At 68.5% G+C, this 13,962-nt stretch carries 15 protein-coding genes; 9 read left to right on the top strand and 6 right to left on the bottom strand.

The window, feature by feature from the left end; all coding sequences use genetic code 11:
* Positions 1 to 73: 73 nt before the first annotated feature.
* Positions 74 to 1,036, top strand: coding sequence for a lysylphosphatidylglycerol synthase domain-containing protein (locus tag DD542_RS07430; RefSeq protein WP_066153872.1), 963 nt, complete (start codon positions 74 to 76; stop codon positions 1,034 to 1,036).
* A 69-nt stretch (positions 1,037 to 1,105) separates the two neighbouring features.
* Positions 1,106 to 1,954 carry a 2OG-Fe(II) oxygenase gene (locus DD542_RS07425; RefSeq protein ID WP_079364339.1) on the top strand — a complete coding sequence of 283 codons (849 nt, stop codon included), beginning with the start codon at positions 1,106 to 1,108 and terminating at the stop codon, positions 1,952 to 1,954.
* On the opposite strand, the gene DD542_RS07420 is transcribed toward DD542_RS07425, so the two are convergent.
* The 3 genes from DD542_RS07420 to DD542_RS07410 all read right to left on the bottom strand — a co-directional run bounded on the left by DD542_RS07420 (position 1,955) and on the right by DD542_RS07410 (position 3,980).
* Positions 1,955 to 2,371 carry an organic hydroperoxide resistance protein gene (locus DD542_RS07420; protein ID WP_066154081.1) on the bottom strand — a complete coding sequence of 139 codons (417 nt, stop codon included), beginning with the start codon at positions 2,369 to 2,371 and terminating at the stop codon, positions 1,955 to 1,957. It abuts the gene before it with no gap.
* A gap of 50 nt (positions 2,372 to 2,421) precedes the next feature.
* Positions 2,422 to 2,871: a MarR family transcriptional regulator gene (locus DD542_RS07415; RefSeq protein WP_066153866.1), complete on the bottom strand. Its 450-nt coding sequence runs from the start codon at positions 2,869 to 2,871 to the stop codon at positions 2,422 to 2,424.
* A gap of 68 nt (positions 2,872 to 2,939) precedes the next feature.
* A complete protein-coding gene (locus tag DD542_RS07410) occupies positions 2,940 to 3,980 on the bottom strand; it encodes a serine/threonine protein kinase (RefSeq protein ID WP_127804797.1) in 1,041 nt (346 codons plus the stop codon).
* Positions 3,981 to 4,013: 33 nt separating this feature from the next.
* Between DD542_RS07410 and DD542_RS07405 the strand changes: the two genes are divergently transcribed.
* Positions 4,014 to 4,886 carry an SAM-dependent methyltransferase gene (locus DD542_RS07405; RefSeq protein WP_127804795.1) on the top strand — a complete coding sequence of 291 codons (873 nt, stop codon included), beginning with the start codon at positions 4,014 to 4,016 and terminating at the stop codon, positions 4,884 to 4,886.
* Between the two features lie 37 nt (positions 4,887 to 4,923).
* Here DD542_RS07405 and DD542_RS07400 read toward each other — a convergent pair whose 3' ends face one another.
* Complete coding sequence (locus tag DD542_RS07400; RefSeq protein WP_127804793.1) at positions 4,924 to 5,568, bottom strand: hypothetical protein; 645 nt, start codon at positions 5,566 to 5,568, stop codon at positions 4,924 to 4,926.
* Between the two features lie 79 nt (positions 5,569 to 5,647).
* Between DD542_RS07400 and DD542_RS07395 the strand changes: the two genes are divergently transcribed.
* The 4 genes from DD542_RS07395 (at position 5,648) to DD542_RS07380 (ending at position 10,001) form a co-directional block, all read left to right on the top strand.
* Entirely contained in the window at positions 5,648 to 7,129 is a 1,482-nt protein-coding gene (locus tag DD542_RS07395) for a hypothetical protein (protein WP_127804791.1), read from the top strand.
* Between the two features lie 120 nt (positions 7,130 to 7,249).
* Positions 7,250 to 8,404 (top strand): cation:proton antiporter, encoded by a 1,155-nt coding sequence (locus DD542_RS07390; RefSeq protein ID WP_066153854.1) that lies wholly within the window; start codon positions 7,250 to 7,252, stop codon positions 8,402 to 8,404.
* A 7-nt stretch (positions 8,405 to 8,411) separates the two neighbouring features.
* Positions 8,412 to 9,530 (top strand): YbdK family carboxylate-amine ligase, encoded by a 1,119-nt coding sequence (locus DD542_RS07385; RefSeq protein ID WP_079364344.1) that lies wholly within the window; start codon positions 8,412 to 8,414, stop codon positions 9,528 to 9,530.
* A 198-nt stretch (positions 9,531 to 9,728) separates the two neighbouring features.
* Positions 9,729 to 10,001, top strand: coding sequence for a hypothetical protein (locus tag DD542_RS07380; protein WP_079364345.1), 273 nt, complete (start codon positions 9,729 to 9,731; stop codon positions 9,999 to 10,001).
* On the opposite strand, the gene DD542_RS07375 is transcribed toward DD542_RS07380, so the two are convergent.
* Together DD542_RS07375 and DD542_RS07370 are read right to left on the bottom strand one after the other, a co-directional pair.
* Positions 10,002 to 10,814, bottom strand: a complete 813-nt coding sequence (locus tag DD542_RS07375; protein ID WP_127804789.1) for an ABC transporter permease — start codon at positions 10,812 to 10,814, stop codon at positions 10,002 to 10,004.
* Positions 10,814 to 11,749: an ATP-binding cassette domain-containing protein gene (locus tag DD542_RS07370; RefSeq protein ID WP_127804786.1), complete on the bottom strand. Its 936-nt coding sequence runs from the start codon at positions 11,747 to 11,749 to the stop codon at positions 10,814 to 10,816. The genes DD542_RS07375 and DD542_RS07370 overlap by 1 nt, the downstream gene beginning before the upstream one ends.
* 124 nt (positions 11,750 to 11,873) lie before the next feature.
* On the opposite strand from DD542_RS07370, the gene asd reads away from it, so the two are divergent.
* Together asd and purT are read left to right on the top strand one after the other, a co-directional pair.
* A complete protein-coding gene (gene asd / locus DD542_RS07365) occupies positions 11,874 to 12,740 on the top strand; it encodes an archaetidylserine decarboxylase (protein WP_066153839.1) in 867 nt (288 codons plus the stop codon).
* A gap of 18 nt (positions 12,741 to 12,758) precedes the next feature.
* Positions 12,759 to 13,961, top strand: coding sequence for a formate-dependent phosphoribosylglycinamide formyltransferase (purT, locus tag DD542_RS07360; protein ID WP_127804784.1), 1,203 nt, complete (start codon positions 12,759 to 12,761; stop codon positions 13,959 to 13,961).
* Position 13,962 lies beyond the last annotated feature (1 nt).

Genomic DNA, 13,962 nt, shown 5'->3' with positions numbered 1-13,962 from the left:
CACCCGGCGACTACACTTGTGGGGTTGTGCGGCGCCTTGTAGCGCCGCTTCGCTTTGTTTCCCACGGGTTTCCATGAAATACGCCAAGACCGTTTTCAAGTGGCTGATGTATGCGGCCGTCGTGGCGTCGATCGTGTTCTTCGTGCGCGCCTTCATGATCCACATGGAGAAGCTGCCGCCGATTCCCCTCAACCTGGCCACCGTGGCCGTCGGCCTGCTCAGCATGATGAGCGTGGTGCTGGCCCACTTCTTCGGCACCCACGTGTGGCGCCTGCTGATGTCCGACCAGGGCCACCGCGTGCCCACGCGGCTGGCGGTGCAGGTGTTCTTCATTTCCCAGCTGGGCAAGTACCTGCCGGGCAATGTGGGTCAGTTCATCGGCCGCGGCGTGCTGGCCAAGTCCACCGGCATTCCCGTGGGTGTCGCGGTGGGCACGGCGGTGTTCGAGGGCATCTGGAACCTGGTGATCAGCTGCATGCTCGCCCTGCTGGGCACCGTGGTGCTGTGGGACCTGCACACCGCCGACGGGGCGGCAGCACCCGCCTTCGCTTCCAAGCTGGTCTGGATCCTGCCGCTGGCCCTGGTGGCGCCCTGGCTGGGCATCAAGGTGCTCAACACCCTGCTGCCCAGGCTGAGCATGAAGATTGGCGGCGGCCGGCTGTTGCGCCTGCCGCAACTGCGCACCGCGCTGTTCGTGTCCCTGTTGATCTTGATCAACTTCATGCAGCAGGGCTATGTAGTGAAATTGCAGTCGGAATACTTATTCGCAAGTCCCGACATTGACTGGTTCAGCATCGCGCTGCTCTACAGCAGCGCCTGGGTGGTGGGCTATGTGGTGCCAGGCTCTCCCGGTGGTCTCGGGGTGCGCGAGGCGATGATGGTGGTGCTCTTCACTCCGTTGACCGGAGCTGCGGTGGCCGCCGGGCTGGCCGTGAGCATGCGCCTGACCACTCTGCTTGGAGATGCCCTGACCGTGTTGCTCGGCGTGCTCGGACGCCGCATGCAAGCGCACAAGACGCCTGCCGCCACGCCCTGAAAAGGGGGGGGCCGGTCGCTGAAGGGATGTTTCACGGGACCACCGTCCCGGCACCCTCAGGAGTCCTCCGTGTCCCGCCCCGAACTGTCCAACCGTTTCGTCTTCGACGACCCCCGCTACGAACAACTCGCCATCGAGGGCGAGGCCCAGTACAAGCTCGGCACGCCGTTCAACCACATGGCGTTCGACAACTTCCTGCCCGAGGACATCGCCGAGGCGATGTGGCAGGAGTTCCCCAGGGCGCAGGACATCGAGTGGCACAACTACAACCGCCCGGCCGAGCGCAAGCTGGTGTGTGTGGACGAGACCAAGTTCGGGCCGGTGACGCGCCAGATGCTCTACCAGTTCAATTCGGCGCCGTTTCTGCGCTTCCTTGAAAAGGTCACCGGCATCGACAACATGATTGCCGACCCGTCGATGCGGGGCGGCGGTCTGCACCAGACGCCGCGCGGTGGCCTGCTCAAGCTGCACGCCGACTTCAACAAGCACGACCAGAACTTCCTGGACCGCCGGATCAACGTCATCTTCTACATGAACAAGAACTGGAAGGAAGAGTACGGCGGCAGCCTGGAGCTGTGGGATCGCGAGGTGACGTACTGCGGCGCCAAGATCCTGCCGGTGTTCAACCGCCTGGCGATCTTCTCGCCAACCAGCAACACTTTCCACGGCCATCCGGACCCGCTGACCTGCCCGGAAGGCGACTCGCGCAAGTCGCTGGCGCTGTTCTATTACACGAACGGGCGGCCCGACGAAGAGAAGAACGGTGCGCACACGACCATCTTTGCCGAGCGCCCGAACGAGCGCATCGGCGGCCTGCGCTGGCGCGTGTCGCAGGACTACATGCCGCCGGTGCTGTTCCGGGCCATGCGCCGCTTCCGCGAGCGGCACCTGGCCGGAACGATCCAGAAGCGCGGCTGATCAGGCCAGCGTGAGGGTCACGTCGATGTTGCCGCGGGTAGCGTTCGAGTACGGGCAGACCTGGTGGGCGGCGTCGACCAGGGCCTGGGCCTGCGCGCGGTCCATGCCTGGCAGGTGCACCGTCAGGCGCGCCGCGATGCCATAGGCCTGGCCCACGGGGCCCAGGTCCACCTCGGCGTCCACCGCCACATCGGCCGGCACCGTCAGCTTCATCTTGCCGGCCACGGCCTTGATGGCGCCGATGAAACAGGCCGAGTAACCGGCCGCAAACAGCTGCTCGGGGTTGGTGCCGTTGCCAGGCGCGCCGGGCGGCGTGTGCTTGACGTCCAGACGGCCGTCGTCGGAACGCGAGGCGCCGTCGCGGCCGCCGGTGGTGTGGGTGCGGGCGGTGTAGAGAACTTTGTCGAGAGAGGCCATGGTCGGGTCTTTCATGAAAAGCTTGCGCAGCAAGCGGGTGGGTGAAGGGGTCAGGCGCTGAGCCGGTCGCGCAGCGTCTGGATCTGTCGGGTCAGGGCAGTGACCTCGTCGAGGTTGCACTGCGCGGCCTGCATCACGCAGGCGGGCAGGCGCGCCGCCCGGGCCTTGAGCCGTCGACCGGCCGCGGTCAGGCGGATCAGCACGCGTCGTTCGTCGGTGGTGTCCCGCAGGCGCGAGACCAGGTCGGCCGCCTCCAGTCGCTTGAGCAGCGGGGTCAGGGTGCCCGAGTCGAGGTGCAGTCGTTCGCCCAGCGCCGAGACGGTTTCGCCGTCGCGCTCCCACAGCGCCAGCATGACCAGGTACTGGGGATAGGTCAGGCCCATCGACTCCAGCAGCGGCTTGTACAGCTTGGTCATGGCCAGCGAGGCCGAATAGAGCGCGAAACACAGCTGGTTGTCCAGCAGCAGGGCGCGTTCGTCGAGGGGTGTTGTGGATGGCATGGCGTGAACTGTAGCTGGCAATTTAATTGCACACAATTTAATTGCCAGAAACCTTTATGAAGAAAGGGTCAAACCACCAGCGGCGGCTTCTGCATTTCCTCGATCTGCTCGACCAGCATGTCCACCTGGCCCTGCCAGTAGTCGCGGCTGCCGAACCAGGGGAAGTTGATAGGGAAGGCCGGGTCTTGCCAGCGCCGTGCGATCCAGGCGCTGTAGTGCACCAGCCGCAGCGTGCGCAGTGGCTCGATCAGGGCCAGCTCCCGCCGGTCGAAGTCGCGCATCTGTTCGTAGCCATCGAGCAGGGCGCCCAGCTGCTGCGTCTGCTGGCGCCGCTCGCCCGAGAGCAGCATCCACAGGTCTTGCACGGCAGGTCCCGTGCGTGCGTCGTCCAGGTCGACGAAGTGCGGGCCGGCGCCGGGCTCGCCCTCGGGCGTCCACAGGATGTTGCCCGGGTGGCAGTCGCCGTGCAGGCGGATGAGGGCCACGCGGTCCTCGGTGGCCGAAGCCCGGACCGGGCGCAGGGCGGGGTGCGATTCGATGATCTGCAGCGCTTCGTCCAGCGCCTGGCGCCAGGCGGTGCGCACCTCGGGCGCCACGGCCTCGTGCGTCAGCAGCCAGTCGCGCGGCTCGTGGCCGAAGCTGGCAGCGTCCAGCGCCGGGCGGTGCACGAAGGGCCGGGCGGCGCCCACGGTGTGCAGCCGCGCGAGGAAGCGGCCGGTCCACTCCAGCACGTCGAAGTCCTCCAGCTCGGGGCGCCGTCCGCCCCGCCGCGGGCTCACGCTGAACAGGAAGCCGCCATGGCGGTGCAGCGTGTGGCCGTCGATGGACAGCGGTGCCACCACCGGCACATCGGCGGCGGCCAGCTCGGCCGCGAAGGCGTGCTCTTCGAGGATCTGTGCCTCGCTCCAGCGGCCCGGCCGGTAGAACTTGAGGACCACCTGCGCGTGCCCGTCCAGAGGCGTCTCCAGCGCCGCCTGGTAGACCCGGTTCTCGTAGCTGCTCAGCGCGGACAGGCGCCCGTCGCCCCACAGGCCGAGGCTGGCCAGCGCGTCCTGCACCACGTCGGGTGTGAGCGTTTCGTAGGGGTGTCGCGGGTCGGTGGCGTGCATGCGCCGATTGTGACCGCCTGCGACAATCCAGCCATGCCCAAAGCCGCCCGCCGCACCCCCGAAGCCCCCAGCCTGCAGGCCCAGTTGCCCGAATTGCGCGAGGGCCAGTCCGTCGAACTGCTCAAGGAGCTGCACATCCTCACCCGCGAGGGCAAGCTCAACCAGGACACCCGCCGCAAGCTCAAGCAGGTCTACCACCTGGTCCAGTTCATCGAGCCGCTGCTGGCCGAGGTGCTCAAGGGCCGCGGCGACGTGACCCTGGCCGACCACGGTGCCGGCAAGTCCTACCTCGGCTTCATCCTGTACGACCTGTTCTTCAAGTCGAAGCCGGTTGGCTGGGTGTACGGCGTCGAGACCCGCGCCGAGCTGGTCGAAAAGTCGCGCGCGCTGGCGCAGCGGCTGGGCTTTGCGCGCATGGGCTTCCTGGCGACCACGGTGCAGCAGGCGCTGGATCATCCCGAGCTGCCGGCGCAGATCGACGTGGTGACCGCGCTGCACGCCTGCGACACCGCCACCGACGACGCCATCGCCTTCGGTCTGGCCAAGCAGGCCCGCTTCATGGTGCTGGTGCCCTGCTGCCAGGCCGAGGTGGCCTCGATGATGCGCCAGCACAAGGCGCTGTCACTCGCCCGAACACCGCTGGCTGAGCTTTGGCGGCACCCGCTGCACACACGCGAGTTCGGCAGCCAGATCACCAACGTGCTGCGCTGCCTGCAGCTCGAAGCCCACGGCTACCAGGTCACGGTCACCGAACTGGTGGGCTGGGAGCACTCGATGAAGAACGAGCTGATCCTGGCGCGCCGCCACGACGGGGCGCAGGGCCAGCGGCAGCGCGCCCGCGAGCGCCTGCTGCAGATCGTCGACGAACTGGGTCTGCAGCCGCTGCGCGAGCGCTTCGCGGTCTGAGGCGCCGCGGCCCGGGTGCGGCGGCGCGGTCCGGGGGTTACTTGGTGGCCGGCTTGGCCGCGGGCTTGGCGGGTGTGGCGGCCGCCGCGGAGGTGGCTGCCGTCAGACGCTCGCCCAGGGTCTTCTCCAGCGCCTGCACGCGGGGCTCGACGGTGGCCCGGGTGTCGGACACCAGCTTGGCCTGCAGCGACTGCTGCATCTCACCGCTGAGCTGCTGGTACTTGCCGTAGGCCGGGGATTCCAGCATCGCCACGATCTCGCGCAGCTCGTCCTCGTTGAACTTGCTCTCCAGCACCGCGCCGATGGTGGCTGGCGCCAGTTGCTGGGCGCTGCGGCGCACAAGGGGCACGGTGTCCTTGAGGTACTTCTGCAGCTCGGACTGGACTTCCTTGGCGACCGTCTCCTGCCGATCCTTGGGCACCTTGGCGGCAATGATCTCGGAGGCCCGGTCGGCGAGCAGCAGTGCGGGTTCTTCGGTCATGGCCGTGGCGAGCCGCTCGATGCCGCCTTGCTGCAGCTTGAGCACGCGCTGGATCAGCTCCTTCTTGGCCGGGCTGGGCGCCGCGGCGGCCGCCGGTGCGGTGGCGGGGGTGGACTGGGCGTGGGACGCGAGGGCGGTCAGCGACAGCAGCAGCGGCAGGCCAACGGTACGGGCGAGGGGAAGGCGTCGGGTTGGGGTCATGCGGCATGGTAACCCTGCGCCATTGCGGGCGTGTAACCAGACCTTCGGCGCTGGCGAGGCCGGCCGCTACCATCGTGCGATGGTTGGCAAGCCCGTGATTTCGCGCCTGCTCGCCACCGCCGTGGTGGTGCTGGCGGGGTGCGCGTCGCCTGTGCCCCGCGGCACCGACGAGGGCGGACCGGTGGCCGCCTGCCAGCAGTGGCTGCAGCAGCTCGACGAACAGACCGATGCGCACGCGGTGCGCGACGGCGGCGCGGCCCGCATCGACGGGATGCCCTTCGTCCGCGTCGACCGCCTGCTGGCGTCCTTCCGCGACGAGGCCTTGCAGGACGCTGCGCGCTGGCAGGCCTGGGGCGACCGCCTGATGGCGCTGGACCAGGCGGCGCGCTGGGCCGAGATCCGCAACCTGCCGCGCGCCGCCGTTGACGCGCTGGGCGTCGTGGACCGCGAGGACCTCCAGGCGCGCGCAAAGGCCTGCGGCCCGCTGCTCTGGCAAGCGCTGTCGGCCGACGAGACCGCCCGGCGCCGGCTGCGCGACGCCGCGTTGGTGCCCGACGACTACAGCGTTGCGCTGCGCACGCTGGGTCTCTACCCGCTGAGCCAGTGGCCGTTTTTCTCGGGCGTGGAGCGCGAGCTGCGGCAATGGCAAAGCCGCTGGATGGCCTCGCCGCCCGCGGACGCACCGGGCTGGGCCCGCTACCGGCCCGCGACCGGGGCCGCAGCGACGGTGCCGTGGACGCCGCTGCCGGTGGACGCTCTCGGTATTCCGGCGCCCGACGCCGACACCGCCCGCCGCCTGCTGCAGGCCTACTCGCCGGTGGTGCACATCGAGACCCCTTCCGACGCCGACCAGCCGGGCCGGCTGCGCTGGGGCGAGGACCCTGCGCCGGAGGTCCAGACCGCGCAGCCGCTGCTCTACCAGCGCATCGCCCACACGCGCTACGGCGACCGGGTGCTGCTGCAGCTGGTCTACAGCCTGTGGTTTCCCGAGCGGCCGGCGCGCCACGGGCTGGACCTGCTGGCCGGTCGGGTGGATGCGGTGGTGCTGCGCCTGACCCTGGACGAAGGCGGTCGGCCGCTGATGCTCGACAGCATCCACGGCTGCGGCTGCTACCACGTGTTCGTGCCGGCGCGCAGCATGGACCTGCGCCCGCCGCCGGCGGCGCGCATCGAATGGGCGTTCGTGCCGGCCACGCTGCCCGAGCTCGCGCCTGGCCAGCGCCTGCGGGTGCATCTGAGCGCATCGGACCACCAGCTGGTCGGTGTGGCCGCCGATGAGGGAGGCGCGGCGGGGACGACCTATTCGTTGGAGCACGAGGACCAGCTGCGCAGTCTGCCCACGGCGGACGGCGGCCATCGCAGTGCGTTCGGGTCCCATGGCATCATGCCGGGTACCGAGCGCGGCGAACGGGTCCTGTTCTGGCCCATGGGCATCGAGAGCCCCGGCGCGATGCGGCAGTGGGGGCGGCACCCGACGGCCTTTGTTGGCCGCCGCCATTTCGACGAACCGCGCCTGCTGGAACAGCGTTTTCACTGGCGTCAAGAGGCCGCCGCCCCCTGAGGGGTTTCGTCCTGTTACATGACAGCACCTTCCCGGGGTGGTACACCCGGGGGCCGGGGCGCCGCCCTCCAACCATTCTTTTTCTGCATGGTGACCGACTTTCCCTTTCTTCTTCAGTCCATGGCCTGGCCCCTGGTGCTGCTGGTGGCCTGGTATCTGGGCGAGCGGCTGCACGAATGGGCCAACCTGCCGCGGGTGACCAGCTATGTGGCGGTGGGCCTGGTGGCCAGCCTGATCAACCTGCCGGGGCTGACCGACGCCGTGCCGGGCCTGCCCTTCCTGGCCAACGTGGCGCTGTCGCTGATCCTGTTCGAGCTGGGCTACCGCATCCACCTGCGCTGGTTCCGCCACAACCCCTGGGTGCTGGCGCTGGGGCTGGTGGAGTCGGTGCTGACCTTCGCCACGGTGTACTGGGTGTCGGGGCTGTTCACGCTGCCCACAGACACCCGGCTGATCATCGCGGCGCTGTCGGTGTCCGCCTCGCCCGCCGGCATCGTGCGGGTGGCCAACGAGATGCGCAGCGCCGGCCAGGTGACCGAGCGCGTGCTGCACCTGTGCGCAATCAACTGCCTGGTGGCCGTACTGGCGCTCAAACTGGTCATCGGCTACTGGCACCTCTCGACCTCGGGCGACCTGGTGCTGGCGGCTTTCGGCAGCGTGCACGTGCTGGTCACCTCGGTCGCCGTGGGGGCGCTGCTGGGCGTGGGCATGCCCGCACTGCTGCGCTCGCAGCGCATCCAGGAGCGCGACGTGACCCTGGTGTTCGCGCTCGCGGTGGTGCTGCTGACCACCATGGCCTACGGCCTCAAGCTCTCGCCGCTGCTGGCCGCGCTGACCTTCGGCATCGTGGCGCGCGAACGCCGCGTGCACCTCACCAACGCCCAGCGCGGCTTCGGCACCGCGGGCGACATGCTGACGCTGTTCCTGTTCGTCTACATCGCGGCCCTGCTGGACTGGAGCGAGATCGGTGGCGGCGTGCTGCTGGGGCTGGTGCTGATCGTCGTGCGCATCGCCACCAAGGTGGTATGCAACGTGGCCGCGGCGCGCCTGTCGGGCAGCACCGAGCGCAAGGGTCTGCTGACCGGCCTGGCGCTCACGCCGATGTCGGCCTTCGCCATCCTGCTGCTGGAACAGAGCCGCCTCTACGGCTTCGAACCCGCCCGCCAGGTGCTGATGGTCCTGGCGTTCATGATGGTGCTGCAGGAGCTGTTCGGTCCTCTGGTGACGCAGCGCGCCCTGCAGGCGGCGAGCGAAACGCATGTGACCCGGGAGTGACGCAGACATGCCGCTGGAAACTTTCAAGGCCTCCGAATCCCTCACGCTGGGCGTCGAGCTCGAACTGCAGCTCGTCAACACCTACGACATGGATCTCTCCAGCAGCGCCAACGACCTGCTGGAGTTGCTGCGGCGCAAGCCCTTCCCGGGCGTGGTCACGCCTGAGATGACGCAGAGCATGATCGAGATCGCCACCGACGTGCAGCACATGCACGGCCCGCTGCTGGCGCAGCTGCGCGAGATCCGCGACACCCTGGTGAATGCGGGCGACCGCCTCAACATCGCGCTCGCCGGGGGCGGCACCCACCCGTTCCAGCGCTGGTTCGAGCAGCGCATCTTTTCCAAGCCGCGCTTTCAGGAGCTCTCGGGGCTGTACGGCTATCTCGCCAAGCAGTTCACCGTGTTCGGGCAGCACGTGCACGTGGGCTGCAGCTCGCCCGACGAGGCGCTGTTCCTGCTGCACTCGCTCAACCGCTATGTGCCGCACTTCATCGCGCTGTCGGCGTCCTCGCCGTTCTTCCAGGGTGTGGACACGCTGTTCGACTCGGCGCGCCTGAACTCGGTGTTCGCCTTCCCGCTCTCGGGGCGCGCTCCCTTCACGCTCAGCTGGGACGAGTTCGCCAACGTGTACTTCACCAAGATGGAGAGCACGGGCGTGGTCAAGTCCATGAAGGACTTCTACTGGGACATCCGGCCCAAGCCCGAGTACGGCACCATCGAGCTGCGGGTCTGCGACACGCCGCTGACGGTGGAACGCGCCGCGGCGCTGGCCTGTTACCTGCAGTGCCTGTGCCGCCACCTGTTGCAGCGCGACGAACCGCCGCCGGTCGAGGACGACTACCTCGTCTACACCTACAACCGCTTCCAGGCCTGCCGTTTTGGTCTCGACGGCATGATGGTCAACCCCAAGACGCGCGAGCAGATCAGCATTCGAGAGGACATCCTGGCCACGCTGCGCAAGCTCGGCCACCACGCCGATGTGCTGGAGGCGCAGGCCGCGCTGGACGAGGTCGAACGCACCGCGGCGCGCGACGGCAACCACGCCACCTGGCTCCGCAAGTGTTACGCCGAGAGCGGCAGCGTGCAGGGGGTGGTGGCGGCGGCGGTGGACGCTCTGCGCGCCTGATGGGGCCGCGAGGTGGGGCGGGCCGGGCCCCGCTCGCCGGAAAACTGACAGGTGATTACCGCTTATCTCGCAGCTTGTCAGGCAATTTCCTACAACGCGAATGGCAAGGCGCCGACTTAACGTCTTGAAACAGGATGAATACAGTTTGTGACATCGACAAACGCCTTGTTTTCACCCCGTTTTCTCCAGGACACCGCCATGAACTCCACCGCCAGCCTCAACCCCTTCGTCCTCATGCTCGATCCGGAAGCCGTGATCACGGCCATGGAAAGCAGCCGCGACCTGCGCGGCCTGCGCCACCGCGTGTGCCGCCCGCTGGACAAGCCCCTGATCCCGATCACCCACCGCACCCTCACGCAGCGCAAGGCCGTCCGTGCCTACGACGCAGCGATCGACAACGAGGCCTTCATGGACTCGGGCGTCGAGTTCTACGCCGCAGCCCAGCCGGCCCTGCAGCTCGCCGTGCACTGATCACTTCGCAAAGCGTTTGCGGGTCAGCGCCAGCGCGACCCAGAACGCGCCGACCGCGTAGACCGCCAGCACCGCCAGGTGCACCAGGGGCTGATCGGGCCACTGGTCCATGAACAGGGGGCGTACCAGCGCGACGGCATTGGTCAGCGGCAGCCATTGGGAGACGGCGCGCACCAGTCCCGGCAGCTGTTCCCGGGGAAAGAAGACACCCGAGAGAAACATCATGGGTGTCAGGAACAGCGTGAAGTAGTAGGTGAAGAAGTCGTAGCCCTGGGCCAGCGCGTTGAACACCAGGGCGATGCACGAGAAGGTGATGCCCGCCACCAGCAGGACCGGCAGCACCAGCAGCAGCTTCGGAGAATGGCTGATGCCCAGCGCGAGCATCACGCCCAGGATGGCCAGCACCGTGAACAGGGCCTTGAAGGCCGCCCACAGCATCTCGGCCAGCACCACGTCGTCCAGCCGCACGGGCGCATTCATGATGCCGTCCCAGGTCTTCTGCACATGCATGCGCGAGAAGGCGGAGTACAGCGCCTCGAAGCTGGCCGCGTTCATCGCGCTCATGCAGATGCTGCCGCTGGCCAGGAACAGGATGTAGGGCACGGCCTGCTGCCCCTGCGGCGTGGACAGGCTCACCTGGCCCACCAGCGCGCCCATGCCGTAGCCGAAGGCCACCAGCCACATCAGCGGCTCGGCGATGTTGCCGACCAGGCTGGGCAGCGCCAGCTTTTTCCACACCAGCAGGTTGCGCTGGAACACGGGCCACCAGCGCATCGAGAGGCGTGGGGCGGACCAATGGGATGGGTTGCTCATCAGCCGTCTTCCCGTATTTGTCTGCCGGTCAGTTTCAGAAACAGGTCCTCCAGATTCGCCGGCCGGTGCAGGGTGCGCAGGTCGTGCATCGGCGCCAGCGCCTGCAGCAGCGAGCGGGCGTCCTGGGTGTAGAAGAAGACCGTCTCGCCGCTCACCTCGACCCGCCCGGCCAGTTGGCGCAGGGCGGCGTGTGCCGGCGCGTCGTGCAGCGCCAGCGCGCCGGCACCGTAGACCTCCACCACCTCGGGCTCCAGGTGCTGCGCGATCAGCTCGCGCGGCCGGCCCTCGGCGATCTTGCGGCCGTGGTCCAGCACCAGCAGGCGCGAGCACAGGCGCTCGGCCTCGTCCATGAAGTGGGTGGTCAGCAGGATGCTCTTGCCCTGTTGCAACAGCAGCTGCAGGCGCTCCCACATCAGGTGCCGCGCCTGCGGGTCCAGCCCGGTGGTGGGCTCGTCGAGCAGCAGCAGTTGCGGGTCGTTGACCAGGGCGCGCGCCAGCGACAGCCGCCGCTTCATGCCGCCCGAGAGCTCGCCGGGTTTGGCGTCGGCCTTGTGCGACAGGGCGGCGAACTCCAGCAGCTGCGGAATGCGCGCGCGGATGGCCGCGTCCTTCAGGCCGAAGTAGCGGCCGTACACCAGCAGGTTCTCGGCGCAGGAGAAGTCCGGGTCCAGCGTGTCCATCTGGCTGACCACGCCCAGGCGCTGCTTGACCGCCAGCGCCTCCTGCGGCATGGACAGGCCGAAGGCGGTCACCGCACCGGCGTCCGGTGCCGTCAGGCCCAGGCACATGCGGATGGTGGTGGTCTTGCCGGCGCCGTTGGGGCCGATCACGCCCAGGCACTCGCCCGGAGCGATGCCGAACGAGAGGCGGTCGACCACCGTCTGGCCGCCGTAGCGCTTGACCAAGTCCCGGCACTCGAACAGCAGTTCACTCATGGCGGCCGATTGTGCCGTGCCCGCCGTGCCCCTGCGGGCGGAAATGGCGGGTGAAAACGGCCGTCCTACAATGCCGGCTTCCCGGCCGAACGGTCGTCTGACGCCGCGTCCGGCTCGCTCCAAAGTGTCCCTTCCCCCCGCCGTCGCTCTGCAATACCTGCTGCCCAAGACCGCGATCACGCGGTTTGCCGGCTGGTGCGCCCACTCGCGCGCCACCTGGTGGACGCACAACGTGATTCCCTGGTTCATCAAGCGCTACGGCGTCAACATGGACGAGGCGGTCAACCCCGATCCGCGCAGCTACGCCACCTTCAACGAGTTCTTCACCCGGCCGCTGCGCGCCGGCGTGCGCCCGCTCGCGCGCGACGGATTTGTCTGCCCGGTCGATGGTGCGATCAGCCAGCTCGGTGCCATCAAGGACGACCAGATCTACCAGGCCAAGGGCCACCGCTACAGCACCCGCGCGCTCGTGGGGGGCAGCGCCGGCCTGGCCGCGCAGTTCCGCGGCGGCTCCTTCGCCACGATCTACCTCAGCCCCAAGGACTACCACCGCATCCACATGCCCAGCAACGCGCGGCTGCGGCGCATGATCTACGTGCCCGGCGAGCTGTTCTCGGTGAACCCGGTGACGGCGGCGCACGTGCCCGGCCTGTTCGCACGCAACGAGCGCGTGGTCTGCGTGTTCGACGTGCCGCACGGTGTCAACGGCGAGACCCGTCCGTTTGCGCTGGTGCTGGTGGGCGCCACCATCGTCGGCAGCATGGCCACGGTCTGGCACGGTGTGGTCAATCCGCCGCGCACCCGCAACGTGCGCGAATGGACCTACGACAACGAGCCCTGCCTGCTGCAGCGTGGCGAGGAGATGGGCTGCTTCCTGCTGGGTTCCACGGTCGTGATGCTCTGGCCGAAGGACACCATCGATTTCAACCCGCGCTGGGCGGCCGGCCGGCCGGTGCGCATGGGTGAGGCCATGGGCCTTGCCGCCCCCTGACGTTTTTCGAGGACCCTCATGACGACGCTTGGTACACCCCTCTCGCCCTCCGCCACCCGCGTCATGCTGCTGGGCAGCGGCGAACTCGGCAAGGAAGTGCTGATCGCGCTGCAGCGCCTGGGCGTGGAGACCATCGCGGTCGACCGCTATGAGAACGCGCCGGGCCAGCAGGTGGCGCACCACGCGCGCACCATCACCATGAGCGACCCGGCCCAGCTGAAGGCGCTGATCGAGGCCGAGCGCCCGCACCTGGTGGTGCCCGAGATCGAGGCCATTGCCACGCCCATGCTGGAGCAGCTCGAAGCCGCCGGCACGGTAACGGTGATCCCGACCGCGCGCGCCGCGCGCCTGACCATGGACCGCGAGGGCATCCGTCGCCTGGCGGCCGAGACCCTGGGCCTGCCGACCAGCCCCTACCAGTTCTGCGACTCGCTGGCCGAGCTGCAGGCGGCCATTGACGCCGGCATCGGTTACCCCTGCATCGTCAAACCGGTGATGAGTTCCAGCGGCAAGGGCCAGAGCAAGATCGACGGCCCGGCCGATGTGCAGAAAGCCTGGGACTACGCGATGGCCGGCGGCCGCGTGAGCCATGGCCGCGTGATCGTCGAAGGCTTCATCGACTTCGACTACGAGATCACCCAGCTGACCGTGCGCGCCAGGGGCGCCAGTGGCGAGGTCGAGACGCATTTCTGCGAACCCATTGGCCATGTGCAGGTGAGCGGCGACTACGTTGAGAGCTGGCAGCCCATGGCGATGACGCCGGCCGCCATTGAAAAGTCGCGCCAGATCGCCAAGGCCGTCACCGACAACCTCGGCGGCCTGGGCCTGTTCGGCGTGGAGCTGTTCGTCAAGGGCGAGCAGGTCTGGTTCAGCGAAGTCAGCCCGCGCCCGCACGACACCGGCCTGGTGACCCTGTGCACGCAGCACCAGAGCGAGTTCGAACTGCACGCCCGCGCCATCCTCGGCCTGCCGGTGGACACGTCCCTGCGCAACCCGGGCGCCAGTGCCGTGATCTACGGCGGTGTCGAGGCCCAGGGCATCGTGTTCGACGGCGTCGATGAGGCGCTGCGTGTGCCCGGCACCGACCTGCGCCTGTTCGGCAAACCCGAGAGCTTCACCAAGCGCCGCATGGGCGTCGCGCTGGCCCGGGCGACGGGCACCGACACGGCGCGCGCCAACGCCAAGCTGGCCGCGAGCAAGGTCAGGCCCCGCGAGGTCTGAC

Source organism: Hydrogenophaga sp. NH-16, from assembly GCF_004006415.1.
Classification (GTDB): Bacteria; Pseudomonadota; Gammaproteobacteria; order Burkholderiales; family Burkholderiaceae_C; genus Hydrogenophaga; species Hydrogenophaga pseudoflava.
Note: the sequence above shows the minus strand (reverse complement) of the source record. Positions and strands in the feature narration are given on the sequence as shown.